Source organism: Ewingella sp. CoE-038-23 (assembly GCF_040419245.1).
Classification (GTDB): Bacteria; Pseudomonadota; Gammaproteobacteria; order Enterobacterales; family Enterobacteriaceae; genus Ewingella; species Ewingella allii.
Window position 1 is genome coordinate 1,597,673 of the sequence record NZ_JAZHOH010000001.1, and the last position, 15,282, is coordinate 1,612,954.

Annotated in this window: 10 protein-coding genes and 1 other RNA gene; 6 read left to right on the forward strand and 5 right to left on the reverse strand. The window is 55.1% G+C overall.

The features are described 5' to 3' along the window. Positions 1 to 19 precede the first annotated feature (19 nt). Together V2154_RS07525 and V2154_RS07530 are read right to left on the reverse strand one after the other, a co-directional pair. Positions 20 to 1,312 (reverse strand): oligosaccharide MFS transporter, encoded by a 1,293-nt coding sequence (locus tag V2154_RS07525; protein WP_353501694.1) that lies wholly within the window; start codon positions 1,310 to 1,312, stop codon positions 20 to 22. A 23-nt stretch (positions 1,313 to 1,335) separates the two neighbouring features. Then, positions 1,336 to 3,171, reverse strand: coding sequence for a DUF2264 domain-containing protein (locus tag V2154_RS07530; protein WP_353501695.1), 1,836 nt, complete (start codon positions 3,169 to 3,171; stop codon positions 1,336 to 1,338). Between the two features lie 270 nt (positions 3,172 to 3,441). Between V2154_RS07530 and V2154_RS07535 the strand changes: the two genes are divergently transcribed. Together V2154_RS07535 and V2154_RS07540 are read left to right on the forward strand one after the other, a co-directional pair. Then, entirely contained in the window at positions 3,442 to 4,293 is an 852-nt protein-coding gene (locus tag V2154_RS07535) for an AraC family transcriptional regulator (RefSeq protein ID WP_353501696.1), read from the forward strand. A 368-nt stretch (positions 4,294 to 4,661) separates the two neighbouring features. Continuing rightward, entirely contained in the window at positions 4,662 to 6,317 is a 1,656-nt protein-coding gene (locus tag V2154_RS07540; RefSeq protein ID WP_353501697.1) for a glucan biosynthesis protein D, read from the forward strand. Between the two features lie 143 nt (positions 6,318 to 6,460). Here the strand turns inward: V2154_RS07540 and V2154_RS07545 are convergent, their stop codons facing one another. Further along, positions 6,461 to 6,643 carry a hypothetical protein gene (locus V2154_RS07545; protein ID WP_034789500.1) on the reverse strand — a complete coding sequence of 61 codons (183 nt, stop codon included), beginning with the start codon at positions 6,641 to 6,643 and terminating at the stop codon, positions 6,461 to 6,463. Between the two features lie 382 nt (positions 6,644 to 7,025). Here V2154_RS07545 and V2154_RS07550 point away from each other — a divergent pair, with 382 nt between their 5' ends. Further along, entirely contained in the window at positions 7,026 to 8,123 is a 1,098-nt protein-coding gene (locus V2154_RS07550; protein WP_353501698.1) for a glycerol dehydrogenase, read from the forward strand. A gap of 32 nt (positions 8,124 to 8,155) precedes the next feature. On the opposite strand, the gene V2154_RS07555 is transcribed toward V2154_RS07550, so the two are convergent. Next, positions 8,156 to 9,442, reverse strand: coding sequence for a DUF445 domain-containing protein (locus tag V2154_RS07555; protein ID WP_353501699.1), 1,287 nt, complete (start codon positions 9,440 to 9,442; stop codon positions 8,156 to 8,158). 164 nt (positions 9,443 to 9,606) lie between these two features. Between V2154_RS07555 and V2154_RS07560 the strand changes: the two genes are divergently transcribed. From V2154_RS07560 to V2154_RS07570, 3 genes are all read left to right on the forward strand, one after another. Then, the gene (locus V2154_RS07560) at positions 9,607 to 11,286 is read left to right on the forward strand and encodes a multidrug ABC transporter permease/ATP-binding protein (protein WP_353501700.1); all 1,680 of its coding nucleotides are present in this window, start codon (positions 9,607 to 9,609) and stop codon (positions 11,284 to 11,286) included. Next, positions 11,273 to 12,091 carry a hypothetical protein gene (locus tag V2154_RS07565; protein ID WP_353501701.1) on the forward strand — a complete coding sequence of 273 codons (819 nt, stop codon included), beginning with the start codon at positions 11,273 to 11,275 and terminating at the stop codon, positions 12,089 to 12,091. Before V2154_RS07560 ends, V2154_RS07565 begins: the two co-directional genes overlap by 14 nt. 181 nt (positions 12,092 to 12,272) lie before the next feature. Then, positions 12,273 to 14,711 carry a DUF3772 domain-containing protein gene (locus tag V2154_RS07570; protein WP_353501702.1) on the forward strand — a complete coding sequence of 813 codons (2,439 nt, stop codon included), beginning with the start codon at positions 12,273 to 12,275 and terminating at the stop codon, positions 14,709 to 14,711. 250 nt (positions 14,712 to 14,961) lie between these two features. On the opposite strand, the gene V2154_RS07575 is transcribed toward V2154_RS07570, so the two are convergent. Next, a non-coding RNA gene (locus V2154_RS07575) (RtT sRNA) lies at positions 14,962 to 15,049 on the reverse strand. Positions 15,050 to 15,282 lie beyond the last annotated feature (233 nt).

A 15,282-nucleotide genomic window follows, 5' to 3' on the forward strand; every position in this document is an offset into this window, starting at 1 on the left:
TTAGCAATCGAGTCGCAAATTAGTGTTTTACGGGGGTTAAAGGCGCGGCGGCGTTAACCTCTGGGGGCGTCGGGGCCTGAACCACGCCATGGCGGCGGCTGTGGCAGGCTGACAGGGTAAAGGCGGAAATCAGGGTGAAGCACAGCGCGATGCCACCCATGATCAGGTAGGTATGGGCAAAGCCGATGCGGTCATAAAAGTAGCCAGCGGGCGGGGCGACCACAATGGAGCCGACATAAATCATCGCCTGATAGCCCAGCAGGTACATGGTGGCATTGACGCGTTTATGGAAATGCTCGGCGATATATTTGAAAACCGACACCAGAATCAGGGCAATTTCCAGACCATAGAAGGGTTTGATGATCGAGATAATCAGCGGGTCATTGGTCAACCCAGAGGCAATCAGCCGCACGCCGACCACCACCCCAACCAGCAACAAGCCCTTTTTAGCACCGAAATAGTTCACCAAGAAAGGGATCACCATCATCATCAGGAACTCGGTGCCAGACTGCACGGTGCTGAGGTAGCCGTACATGGCGTTGCCTTGCTCTTTGGTCGGGAAGAAGGTGACGAAATAGCGCGAAAACTGCTGTTCGGCGACAAACATCACCCAGGCAACACCGGCGACGTACAGGGAAAACATCCAGAATTTGCGATTCTTCAGCAGCAGAATGACATCGCTAAAAACAATTTTGTCTTGCGAAATCACATTGTTATTGCGCATTTCGGCTTCGCCAATTTTTAGCGACAGCAGCACGCCGAGCATCAGCAGCGAACTCAGGCTACTCAGACTGAAGTTCCACGCCGGAGAGAGGTTAAACAGCAGGCCGGAAAACGACGCCGCCACCGCCCAGCCGAGCGAGCCCCACATGCGAATCTGGCCGAACTCCATGCTGTATAGGCGGCTAAAGCGATCGGCATAGGATTCCGACGCCGCGACGCCCGCGTACCAGCCCAGGCTTAAATAGAGCGCGCCGATAATAATGCCGATCATTAAATGGGTTTCCAGCAGGGGCTGGTAAACATAAATAAAGAAGGGGGCCATCATGGCGGAGACGATCACCACGAAATAAAGCAGGCTTTTACTCATGCCTATTTTATCCATGATATAGCCATAGACCGGTTTCATGACCACGGCGAAAACGCCGTTAATCGCAAATACCGCGCCGATATCCATACTGTCTAATCCGGCCTTTTGTCCCAGCCATAACGCATATAAGCCGAAGCTGGAAGACCAAGTGAAGAAATAGAGGAAGATGAAACTGCTCATTTTATAATAAGCAGACTTACTGGCTGTTTTTATTGTTTTCATACTGACTCCTGACAACCGAATAATTAAAGGATGACGGTCCAGTGACGGCCCTGATAGTGGATCTCTATCTCGCTTTCACCGCGAATAACGCGGGGTAAGATTTTTGGCATAGCTGATACATCGGCAGAGGCGAACACGGCGGACATCAGCCAGTGCGAGCCGGGGGAAAGGGAGGTTTTGAGCAGCGGAATAGCCGCGGTTTCGGCGAACATAATGCTGCTATTGGGCGGCGTTACCACGCTCGCCGCCTCGCGCGGGGTAGCCTCGCCGACGTCGGCGATGTGGCTGTAGCCGTTGCAGGCGACTATCCGGCTCGAGGAGCTATTTTCATCTAGTTGCACCTGCGTCTGGCGGTCATGGATCACCGCGAAGCCGCCTTCGACGGCGTCGAGTGCGCGGGCGCTGGTCAGATGGTGCAAACGCAGATGGCCCTCGCCGCAGGGGAACAGCCAGCTTTTCACTTCCACATCGTGCCAGGGTTTCCAGCGCGAATAAATCACCTCTGGGCGCGTCACTGTCTCTTCGCAGCCACGGCGTCCACGGTAGTAGCCATCGCCTTCTGACAGCACCAGCATGGAGTCGCAGGCCGCGTGGTTGAGGCCAAACCGGCCGCGGTCGAGGGTGAAACCAAACTGGCTGGAGTAGGCAAACTTGGTGTATTTCGCCTCGGTATTGACGAAGTTATTCAGCTCCAGCTGGCCTGATGTCAGCATTACCACGTGCCGTTGCGCCGCGTCGCGCAGCAGGATCTGGCTGGCGTGAGGAATGCAGTGCGGGCTGTTGAGGCGGGGCAAGGGCAGCTCTTGCGCCTGCCAGAAAGCATGGTTCTCGGGCAATGCCAGCACCAGAAACAGCTTGCAGGCCCAGTAAGGGGAGCCGGGCGCGTTGTAATCCTCGGCCATCACCAGATTCGGCGTGTGATAGCCAATGCTCAGCACGCCGTCGCGGTCAAAAATCGGCTGTTTCAGCCAGCTGCGCAGGTGGCGCAGGACAATGCCTTTAATGACGCCGGGGGAGTACACCTCCAACCCGCTAAACGCGGCGGCGCTCCAGAAGGCGGCTTCGGCGAAGCGATAGGTCATGCTGCGGCCAAAGGGCACGGCGGCCCCTTCGGCGGAAAACAGGCTGATGAAATCCCCGGCGAACTGCTGCGCGCGCTGGCGCAATTGGGCACAACGTTGGACATCGACATCCGCCATATAGTTGGCGTACAGCAGGCCGTAGTAGTGAAATGCCATCGACACATAGTAGTCGCGCGGGCGACCCGGCCCGTCGGAATACCAGCCGTCGCCGAGGTAATAGGCCTCCATCAGCGCGAAACGGGCCTCGACCGCCTCGCGGTCCCACGGCAAACCGGCCTGCTTGCAGCCCATCTGCACCATGATGGGGAAGTAATTCCAGTTGTTATTAGGGATGGTGGCGTCTTTGCCTTGGTTAAGCCAGTCAATCAGGTTGTGCTGCTCGGCGTCACTGAAATAGGCCAGCAGCCTTTTATCTAGCAGCGCCAGGCCGACGCCAAAAGCCGCCATTTCCACACAGCGCTGGTCAAAGTCGTGAATATCGCCCCAATATTCGGCGTGCTCGGGGTTGGTGCCGTTGCGGATCGCCGTGAGGTAAAACGACAGGTTTTCACACTCGTCGCCATTGGCGAGCAGGGGAAAGATGCCCCACAGCATGCGCGACAGAGCTTCCATCTTCGCTATCTTTTTACCGTAATGGGTGGTGGAGTGGCCGAGGTCAATGCCGCTTTTGCCTTCTTCGGTATAGGGCGCGACGGCAGACAGCATATCGCCCAGCAGATCTTTCACCTGTTGGCGAGTGCGTAGCGGGTAATCACTCTTGATTTTCACCTGATTCATTCGATATTCCTTCCCCCGAAAGGGCTGAGAAAATAATGGCATTAAGTATGTGAAACATTATTTCAATTCTATTTTTACGCTGTTTCATCAACTGCAACGAGTGTGTAACTTGCCATTGGAATATAGAGAATCTGTTTTGCCCGATTGTTATACGGGTCACATAACAGTGCATTTTTTTAAATTGCTATTGCCGATTGGAGCAGAAAAGAGCCTAAATTATAAAAAGTGATTTAAAAGTTTTAATTTCTTGTCATCGGGTGGGGGAGCTTTATGGCGGTGACCGACTTTCTCGAACGCATTGCATTAAACGATCGGCAGATCTCGTTTAATCGCATGAGCAGGGGCAGCGCCAATTATTTTCATTGGCACCAATGTTTAGAGATGCTGTTTATCAGTCAGGGGTACGGGATAGTGATTGTTGATAATCAACAGTACACGCTGCGCCCCGGCCGCCTGTTTGTCTTTCCGCCCTTTAAGTTGCACAAGGTGTTTGTCGAGCAGAGTGAGAAAAACCACTATGTCCGCACCACGGTGCATCTTGATCACCTGCTGCTGGACGGCTTTTTGCACTGTTTCCCCCAGCGCCGGGCGCACTTCTCACACCTGTGGGGCGCGGAGAGCGATGCGCATATCTTTGATTTAGCAGATAACGCTCAACATATCGAAACCATTCTCGAAAGCTTCCAGCGGCTACAGCTGGCCGCCACGCCGCAGTGGGAGGATATCGCCATGATGATATTGCAGCTGATGGAGTTCATGCCCGAGCAGCAGGTGAAGCGCAAAACCGTCAGCCGCACCACGGCCTCCAAAGTGATGCAGTGGATAGAAGAGAATTACGTGATGAAGTTTTCGCTGGCCGAGTTATCGACGGCGATTGGACTGTCGCAAAGCTATATTTCGCGAGTTTTTAGCCAAGAAACGGGCGGCTCGGTGGTGGACTATTTGGCGACGCGGCGCATCAAACGCGCCTGTGAGCTGCTGCGCTCCACCGATATGCGGATAGAAGAGGTGGCGAGTCAGTGCGGGTTTGCCGATACGCCCTATTTTATTACCTGTTTTCGTAAGTTGATTGGCCGCACCCCGCTGCAATATCGCAAAGCGGCGTTTCGGCTTGAGCTTTAAACAATAATTCATTAATTCATAACGTTTTGTTAACTTGGGTGGTCACGGAATCCTCTTAAAAAACGGTTTTTTGCTGCTTTTATGAGCGCTCTTAATCGGCCGTTTCTTTAGCGATATCAAAATGGTTAAATTATCGCTCATCCCCCGTATGCCGGAGCTTTGGCATGCCGTAAGCCCGCGTTCTGTGCAAGCTATTTTTAGCTGAAAGCATTCAATTTTGTGGTACTCGCCATGGGAATTTTACGTTAGCCTTAGGGTCGTATTTTTACATCCCGCAGATGCCCTTGTGTGCCACTTTCGGCAACATGCCTTTCGGCGCTACGGCGTTGCGGATAACTTGACTTGCCCGGCACAGGAAACCCTCTGGCATGGAACGAAGAGCATTTATTAAAGCGTCAATGGCGTTTGCCGCCTACTGCGGGGTGCCAGCAATGGCATCAGTGTTCACGCGATCTGCTGAGGCAGCGCAGGGGAATGTTGCAGACGGTGGTGCAACGTCTTTTGACTTCTCCGTGTTGCAAAAGATGGCCAGCTCCCTGGCGTCGAAGCCCTACGGTGGCGCGCCGCAGCCTCTGCCTAAAACGCTGGCAGAGCTAACACCGCAGGCGTACAACGCCATTGAATATGATCACGCCCACTCCCTGTGGCATGACCTGCCAAACCGCCAGCTGGACGTCGAGCTGTTCCACGTCGGCATGGGCTTTAAGCGCCGCGTGCAGATGTATTCCGTTGATGCCGACAAAAAACAGGCGCGTGAGATCCACTTCCGCCCTGAATTGTTCCAGTATCACAATGCCGGGGTCGACACCAAGCAGCTGGAGGGCATTACCAACCTCGGGTTCGCCGGTTTCAAAGTCAACAAAGCCCCTGAACTGACCCGCCGTGACGTGGTTTCTTTCCTGGGTGCGAGCTATTTCCGCGCCGTGGATGACACTTATCAGTATGGCTTATCTGCCCGTGGCGTGGCCGTCGACACCTTCGTCGGCCAGCCGGAAGAGTTCCCGGACTTCACCGCGTTCTGGTTTGAAACGCCAAAATCTGGCGACACCACCTTCACAGTTTACGCCCTGTTGGATGGCCCAAGCGTCACCGGCGCTTACCGTTTCATCATTCACTGCGAGCCAACGCGCGTAGTGATGGAAATCGAAAAGCACCTCAATGCGCGTCAGGACATCAAGCAGCTCGGCATCTCGCCAATGACCAGCATGTACAGCTGCGGTACCAGCGAGCGCGGACGCTGCGACACCATTCACCCGCAAATTCATGACTCGGATCGCCTGGCCATGTGGCGCGGCAACGGCGAATGGGTTTGCCGCCCGCTGAATAACCCGCAAAAGTTGCAGTTCAACGCCTTTGCCGATGAAAACCCGAAAGGCTTTGGCCTGTTACAGCTCGACCACGACTTCAACAATTATCAGGACGTGATTGGCTGGTACAACAAGCGCCCGAGCCTGTGGGTGGAGCCGGTCGGCAACTGGGGGAAAGGGGCGATTAACCTGCTGGAGATCCCAACCACCGGCGAGACGCTGGATAACATCGTCTGCTTCTGGCAGCCGGAGAAGCCGGTCAAGGCTGGGGATAATTTCACTTTCAGCTACAAGCTTTACTGGAGCAGCGAGCCGCCGGAGCGTAGCCCGTTATCCAACGTGCTGGCCACCCGCACCGGCATGGGCGGTTTCCCTGAGGGTTGGGCGCCGGGCGAACATTATCCTAACGTCTGGGCGCGCCGCTTCGCGGTCGATTTCATCGGCGGCGAACTGAAATCCTACGCCGATAAAGGCATCGAGCCGGTGATTAATGTTTCTGCCGGTAAGATTAAAAACATTGAAATCCTGTACGTGCAGCCGTTCGATGGTTATCGCATCCTGTTCGACTGGTACCCGGACAGCGATTCTGTCGCGCCGGTCGAGCTGCGCATGTTCCTGCGCTCGGGTAACACCGCGCTGTCAGAAACCTGGCTGTACCAGTATTTCCCACCGGCCCCGGATAAGCGTAAGTACATTGATGACCGCCAGATGAGCTAATCTGCTGGCGATGCAGAAATGAGAAAGCCCCGTCTCTTGCGAGCGGGGCTTCTTTTTACTTCTATTTTTTACTTCTATATTCGCAGGTGAATCAGAAGCTTATCTTGCTGGTTACCCGACACAGGAGACCCACGCAATGATTCTTAGAACGCTTTCACCAGAACTTCTCTTTGAGAAGGCTCTTGGCCGGTTCTCAGCAGGCTGTCGAAGGATTTCTCCATCTTTTTAACTTGCTGCAAAAATTCTTGTGGCGAGAAATCGTGTGATTTGCCGCTCATGTAGGCGAGTGCCAATTCTTTAGCCTGGTAGCGCTGGAAGTTATACATGTTATCCCCCAATTCCTGCATGTCTGGCGCAATGTCTCGATTGGCGCGCCAGCAAATTCGGAATTTATTAAATTTAAAATGAAAAGTTAAACAGGATGGCTAACAGCGAGCTGACCTTGTGCAACTGCTTACATCGTGCTGCCAATGCGATGCATTCTACGGCATTCATTGATAAGTGAAAGCCGCTTTAATTGATGGATTCGATAGTTGAAACTTTATAAAAAGAGTTGAAGCTGCCTCATTTCCCGTGTGCAAAAAAGACTCCGTTTTCTGCCTGAAATTCTTAGCTTCCCATGCGATCATTATTAGATTTAATAATGTGACTTTGGCGCAGAACAGACTAGGCTCAGGGTAGGTTTTTCAATGGAAAGAGGTTTTTATCATGAGTAAATTTATCTTCTCTTCACCTCGAAAATACGTACAAGGCAGTGGCGTACTGGACGAACTCGGCGGCTATCTCCCGGCGCTGGGCGGAAAATCCTTCCTGATAGCTGATGATCTGGTTTGGGGACTGATAGGCGAGCGCGTTAAAAGCTCGTTGAAGCAGGCCGAAGTCGAATTTCACTTCGAAAAATTTAATGGCGAAGCTTCGGCGAATGAAATCAGCCGGCTGACCGCCATTGCCCGTAAAGCGGGCACTCAGGTGGTGGTCGGGCTGGGCGGCGGTAAAACGCTGGACACGGTCAAAGCCATTGCCGATGAGTTAAAGCAAAACGTGGTGATTGTGCCGACGGTGGCTTCTACCGATGCGCCGTGTAGCGCACTGTCGGTGATCTACACCGATGAAGGCGTGTTCGACACCTACCGTTTCTACAATAAGAACCCTGACCTGGTGCTGGTGGATACCCAAGTTTGCGCCCAGGCCCCGGTACGCCTGTTTGCGTCGGGCATTGCCGACGGCCTGGCGACCTTCGTCGAGGCGCAGGCCGTGCTGCGCTCCCACTCGCACTCAATGGTCGGCGGCGACCCGACGATTGCCGGTATGGCGATTGCAGAAGCCTGTGAGAAGACGCTGCTGACCTACGGCTACAGCGCTTATACGGCCGTCGAGCAGAAGCTGGTCACTCCGGCAGTAGAAGCCGTGGTGGAGGCCAACACCTTGCTGTCCGGGCTTGGTTTTGAAAACGCAGGGCTGGCGGGGGCTCACGCCATTCACAACGGCTTTACCGCGGTTTCTGGCGACATTCACCACCTGACCCACGGTGAGAAAGTGGCCTACGGTACCCTGACCCAGATGGTGCTGGAGCAGCGCCCGGATGAAGAGATTGCCCGCTATATTCGCTTCTATCGCTCCATCAACATGCCGACCACGCTCAAAGAGATGCATCTTGAGAAAGAGTCTTACGAGAATCTGGTGAAAGTCGGCAAGCTGGCAGGAGGCGAGGGCGATACCCTCGGCAACCTGAATCGTAATCTGTCGGCGGAAGATGTGGCAAACGCCATTCTGGCAGTGGACGCCTTCAGCAAAACCGTGAAATAAATCGGCTCACTCCCCCTGTTCAGGGGGAGTTTTTACAACCTCGCCAGCACCCACGGCATCACCAGCGGCAACTGCGACAGCAGGTAAAGTATCAGCCCGATAAAGGCGCCAACCAGCGTGCCGTTGATGCGAATAAACTGTAAATCCTTGCCGATATTCAGCTCAATCTGCCGCGACATATCTCGCGCATCCCAGCTTTTCACCGTGTCACTGATATGACGAGTAAGAAACTCTGCGAAGTCAGGCGCCATGCGCGCCGCCACGGTTTCCATCTGCAGATTCAGCGAGCCGCGCAGCTTTTCATCCTGCTCCAAAGCCTGCCCCAACCACTGTCCCGACTCAGTAATTTTCAGCCGCACCCGCGAGTTCGGGCTGTCTAAATCCTCTCTGAGCCAGCCGCGCATGTCGCTCCACAGCTGCATGACGTAATCATTCAGTTTTTCGTCATTCTTCAAATACTGCTTAATCTCTTCAGCTTTTTGCGCGGCGGCGGGGTCGGTTTGCAGCGTCCAGATGAATTTCTGCACTGAACGGTCAAAGCCTTTGCGGAACGCGTGGCTCTGGTCATTGCCCATATCATCCAGTACCGAGTTGACGGCGTTCGACACCATATCCGCGCCGTTGCGCCCCAGCCAGCCGGTAGGCAGCAGCTTGGCGGTCAGCGGGTGTTCGCGCTTCATCCAGTTGACGATTTGGGTGGAGATAAAGCTGCGGGTGCTCTCCTTGGCGAGCAGGGCTTCCAGCTGATCCATCGCCTGATCCAGCAAGGCCTGATGCCGCCCGTCTTTGGTCAGGCTCTCTAAAATCGTCGCCACCGACTGCGATAGGTCGATTTTGTCGATCACCCGAAACAGCGCGCGTTTTATCAATTGGGCTATACGCTGGTCGTCGGTGAACTCGAGAAAACCGCGCATCATTTTCACTAGATAATGGGCGAAACGCGGGGCGTTTTCCGGGGCATTTAGCCAGTCAGAAATCATCCGCGCCGGGTCATGCTTGCGGATCAGCTCGACAATTGAGTCCGGTGTCAAAAACTTCTCTTGCACGAAAATTGCCAGATTGTCGGCGATTTTGTCTTTATTCTTGGGAATGATCGCCGTGTGTCCGGCAATAAAAGGCACCGGCACGCGGCGAAACAGCGCCACCACGGCAAACCAGTCGGCCAGCGCGCCGACCATCGCCGCCTCGGAAATGGCCTTCAGCCCCAAGATCCAAAAATTAGGCGGCAAAAAGAGGGTGACAACAAACAGGGCGGCGGCCGTCAGCAGCAACCCCAGCGCATTACGTTTACTTCGGCGAAGTTCATGTTCTTTATCCATTACAGAAGTTTAGGAACTGCACGCAGGGCTGTCAGCTTTTTTCTTTTTCTTCGAGGCTTGCTGGAATAATGAGAATTAATCTTGATATCGATTCACCGCTGATTAAACTGCCCAGCTATTCATATCTTTGCTGTATTTGTCGACTTTCTGGGAATCGAGATTTTATGGAGTTGTTACGCGTAGTGTTTAAGCAGTATCGCTGGCCTTTTTTGGCAGTGATGGCCCTGAGCCTGGCCAGTGCGGCGCTAGGGATTGGCCTGATTGCCTTTATCAATCTTAAACTGATTGAAACCACCGAAGCCTCTCTTGCCGTGCTGCCGGAATTCCTCGGTTTCTTACTGTTATTGATGGCGGTGACGCTCGGCTCCCAGCTGGCACTCACCACCCTCGGTCACCACTTTATCTATCGCCTGCGCGGGCAATTTATTAAGCGCATTCTGGATACCGACATCGAGCGCATTGAGCAGATTGGTAACGCCCAGCTGTTAGCCAGCCTGAGTAGCGATATTCGCGCCATTACGCTGGCCTTTGTACGCCTGCCGGAGCTGGTACAGGGCATTATTCTGACTCTCGGCTGCGCCGCCTATCTGGCGTTTCTGTCGCCGAAAATGCTGCTGATTACCGTGGCGTGGCTGGTGGTGACCATTCTGGTTGGTTTCTCACTGGTGTCGCGGGTTTACCGCCATTTGAATCACGTGCGCGAAGCGGAAGATCGCCTGCAAAAAGATTACCAGATGGTGATCGACGGCCGTAAAGAGTTGGCGCTGAATCGCGAACGCGCCCGCAAGCTGTATGACGAGGAGTATGTGCAGGACGCAACCAGCTACCGCCACCACATTGTTCGCGCCGACACTTTCCACCTCAGCGCGGTCAACTGGTCGAACATTATGATGCTGGGCGCGATTGGGCTGGTGTTCTTTATGGCCAATACGCTGGGCTGGTCTGACACCAACGTGGCGGCGACATACTCGCTGACACTGCTGTTCCTGCGCACTCCGCTGCTACAGGCGGTTGGTGCGCTGCCGACCTTACTCAGCGCACAGGTGGCCTTCCGCAAGCTCAACGGCCTGCGCTTAACGCCTTACCAGCCTGAGTTTGCCGCCACGCCAAAAACCCAGAGCTGGCAGACGCTGGAGCTGCGTGACCTGACCTTCAACTATGGCGAGAAAGAGCAGGAGGCCGGGTTTGGCGTGGGTCCACTGAACCTGACCATTAAGCGCGGAGAGCTGGTGTTCCTGATTGGCGGCAACGGCAGCGGGAAATCGACCATGGCAATGCTGCTGACCGGGCTGTATCAGCCGCGCTCGGGGCAAATCCTGCTTGACGGTGTGCCAGTCAGTGAGCCGGAGCAATACCGCCAGCTGTTTTCCGCCGTATTTACCGATTTCCACCTGTTTGGTCGCCTGATGGCCGCTGAGGGCCAGACACCCGCTCCCGAGCTGGTGGAAGTGTGGTTGCAGCGCCTGAATATGAAAGAGAAGCTACAATTTGACGGCGACAGAGTCACAAATTTGCAGCTGTCTCAGGGACAGCGCAAACGCGTTGCGCTGCTGCTGGCGGCCTGTGAGGGGCGCGACTTCTTGCTGCTCGACGAATGGGCGGCGGACCAAGACCCGCAGTTCCGCCGGACTTTCTATCGTGAGCTGCTGCCGTTCCTGCGCGACATGGGTAAAACCGTCCTGGCTATTAGCCATGACGACCACTATTTTGAGCATGCCGATCGCCTGTTAGAAATGCGCGCGGGCAAATTGAGCGAATTACATGGCGAAGCCAGAGCAGACGCCAGCCGCGACGCCGTAGCGCAAATAGACCAAAAGAAGGAAATCGTTGATGAACTGGAATGAGGTGATGGTGTGGGGAGTGAGCGGGGTAGTGATTGCCGCGATCCTCGCCATGCTGCACAAGAAAGGCAAGCTGGCTAAAACTCCCGCGGTGATCCTGTTTTTGGTGCTGGTGGTTGGCGGCAACGCCCTCTACGCGGGGCTGATTAAACCGCGCATGCAGGCTTCCAGCCAGACGGCGGAGATTGACCATGCGCTGGCCGAACTGCCTATTTTCAAGACCATCAATGAACAAGAGCCAGAGCTGTACCAGCAGATCCGCAGTAACATTCTGCGCCTGAGGGAAGAGGGGAAAACCCAGCAAGAGGCGATTGATACCGTCAAGCCTATGGTGTCGGCCTTAATTTCTCAGCGTATGAACACCGCCCCCGATGCCAACGTGCTGGCGGCGATGCGTGTCAGTCTGCAAGAGATGCAGGAGCTACAGGCGCGCCATGACGGCACCTGCTTTAAGTTCTTGTATCCACACATCAGCGGCGGGGTGAACACGGCGCAGGTGCTGTCGCCAGAGTTGTTCAAAAAAGACCTCGACACCATGAACGACCTGCTGCAAGCCAGCGGCCGCGGGCAGAAAACCCAGCCTACCACCCTCAGTGCCGAGAAAGCTCAGGCGCTGATGGTGCCAGTAAGGGAGAAGTTGCATCAGGATTACGGCGACCAGTTGCAGATGTTTAATGATTTAGGCGCGGCGACCGTCGACCGTGCCAAGGTGTGTGACATTTCCATCAGCCTGTACTCCAATATTTTGGCCCTGCCGCAGGCTGACGCTATCGGCCTGCTGCGCCTGATGCTGGGCAAGCAGGGGTGATCTGAACGCTCTCTGCCTCTGGCGTAGCAAACCGCTGGAGGCAGCTCTTTTTGCCATTCTGGGTGATTTTTCTTCCTTCCCGTTGCGATCCAGAAAAAACCTGATATTTTCCGCACCAATAATCGCTATTATCATCATTCTGAAAAATAATAATTCCCCCGAGTGTCGGATAGATTCCTTTATGCATAAATTCTTTAAAGCGCCCGTGGTGTGGGCACTCTTAGCCACACTGTTTATGGCGCCAATGGCGACATGGGCTGCCACTAACAATGACTCGGCCCAGACCAACGCCCCTGCGGGCGATGCCAACGCGACTCCTGAGCCGGTAAAAATCAACGTACCCGCCACGCTGACCGCGCTACAAAAACGCCTTGATACCACTAAACAACAAGTTTCGTCGGCGAAAACTGAAAAGAAGCTCAACGGCTTAAACGACGATACGCTGAAGATTCTGGATGACACCGACAAGCTGATTGCGGCACTGGGGCCTATGCGTGCTCAGGTGCAGGCCCAGCTTGACGTCCTCGGCCCGGCTCCTGCGGCGGGGGCATTGCCTGAAACGGCCGAAGTGGTGCGCCAGCGCAATAAGCTTAATACCAGCAAAACTCAGCTCGATGCGCAAAATGAACAAGCCACGGCGATTCGCACCGGCGCGCAGAACCTCTCTACCCAAATTGGCGGGCTGCGACGCGACACCCTAAAAACCCAGATTGCCCTTAACTCAGGCAGTATTCTGGGCAAGAATTTCTGGATGGCGCTGTTTGAGCCGCAGGATAACGACCGCGCGCGTTTCGCTGATTTCGGTTCACAAATTAGCAGCGCCTGGGATCAGGCATGGCAGCCTGAATTCCGCGTGGGGTCGGCGCTTTACCTGCTGCTGGCATTAGCCGTTGGCCTGTTGGGGCGGCGTCTGCTGGACAAACCGTTGAACTGGATCCTCCAGCGCTGGCTGCCCGGCGGTCGTCTGCGCCGCAGCCTGCTGGCGACCATTGCGACGCTGGTGATTGTATTCACCCAATGGCTGAGCGTGAGTTTTTTCTGCCAGTTCTTCGTGCGCCTGCCGGATACCTCAGAAGCGCTGCTTGAGTTCGCTAACTCACTGATTGGCCTGACGGTCTTCTCTGCGCTGGTGGCCGGTTTAGGTTCGGCGCTGCTGTCGAACAAGCATCCTTCGTGGCGTCTGCCGGGGCTGGCGGATCCTATCGCCAAAACCTTGGCCTCCTTCCCGTTGATGCTGAGTGCCTTCATCCTGATTTTTGGCGTGGTGGAAGAGCTGAATAATCTGGTGGGGGCCAGCGTCTCTGCCACGCTATTCGGCAATGGCCTTTCTGCATTACTGGTTGCGGTAAGCTGTCTGATTGCGCCGATGCGCGTAAACCGCGTGCGCCGCCGCCTGCTGGCACGCGGGGAGCAGCCCGAAGCCCGTTCGACGCTGGCCGGTTTGATTCACTTGGCTATCAGCATTACCGCCATTGCCATCACCGTGGCGCTGCTGATTGGTTATATCCCGCTGGCCCGCTTCCTGACCTATGAACTGGTGTGGGTGGGCTTGGTTCTGACCTGCCTGTACTTGATGATTCATCTGGTGGTGGATTTCAGCGAGAGCTTCTTCTCACCCACCACCACCAGCGGCAAGTTGCTTAAAAGCAGCTTGAGCCTCAATGAGCGCCATCTGTCGCTGGCCGCCACGCTGTTCGCCGCCGTCGGTAAGACCCTGCTGATTCTGTTCGCGGCCGTGGCGCTGCTCAATGGCACCTTCGGGACTACCACGCCGATTGAGCTGCTCAGCAAAGTGGTGGATATCTGGGGTGGAAAAGGGCTGGAAGGGATGAATATCATTCCAGCTCACGCCGTTAACGCCTTCCTGTGTCTGGCGATTGGTCTGTATGTTCTGCGTTCGGCCAAACGCTGGCTGGATAACGACTTCCTGCCAAAAACTGCCATGGATCGCGGCATGCGCGCCTCGCTGGTGACGCTGTTCACCAACGTCGGTTATGTGCTGATCATCCTGCTGACGCTTTCCACGCTGGGTATCGAGTGGAACCGTCTGGCATGGATTGTCAGCGCGCTGTCGGTAGGTATCGGTTTTGGCTTGCAGGAGATCGTGAAGAACTTTATTTCCGGTTTGATTTTGCTGACCGAGCGTCCGGTGAAAGTAGGGGACTTGGTGACCATCAGCGGCGTTGAGGGGGATATTCGTCGCATCAACGTGCGCGCGACTGAGATCCAACTGAGCGACCGTTCGACGGTGATTGTACCGAACTCACAGTTCATCTCGCAAAACGTACGTAACGCCACCATGGGCAATGCGCAGGGTGTAGCAACTATCGCACTGACCTTCCCGCTGGACATCGACCCAGAGCAGGTGCGTTCGCTGCTGTTAGAGTGCTATGAGTTGCACGAGTCGATTCTCGAGACGCCTGCGCCTTCTGTCAGTTTCAAAGAGTTAGGCCCAAATGGCATTGTGCTGAGCGTCACCGGCTATGTCGCCAGCCCGCGCATGGTCAGCGGAACTAAGAGCGATTTGCTGTATGAGATCCTCAAGGCACTGCGCAATGCGGATATTAGTCTGAGTCAGACGCAGACCATGGTGTTGGAGCAACCGGTCGAAAAACGGTGATGTTTTTGCCTCGGCGGCAGGCCTGGACCTTGGGCCTGCCGCCCAAACCGGCTAACTTCAAATTCAAATTCAAATTCAAAACCGTGGGCGTCGGCCCACACCGACCAAGGGAGGCGTAAACGCGCCTCCCTTGGAACCCTGCGTTTTTTATTGCTGTGAGATCGAGGCTTCGCAGGGTTGGAATGGACGTGTTCCAGCGGCCACGGTGTTCGCCGCGAAGTGCCGCCGCTTAGGCGGTTCCCTCAGTTCGGGATTACTCGGCCTCTGGCCTCGCCCTTCGGGTCGTTGCTTTGCAACGCTGTCTCGCTTCGCTCGGCTCGAGCCTTGGGTCTCGAACCACTCCCTCGGCGTCACTTCTGAACGCGGCCTACTGGCATTTACACCGAACCGTTCCATTGGGTTTTGGGTTTGTTTTACTCCTCCCCCTGGTAAGGGGGAGGCTGGGAGGGGGTATTGCAGAAAACTCAGTGGCTTATGTGAGAAATACCCCACCCCAACCCTCCCCTAAATAGGGGAGGGAGCAGGTCAAAAACCATGAAACGGCACGGTTTAGATGCCTCAAAACCGCAGT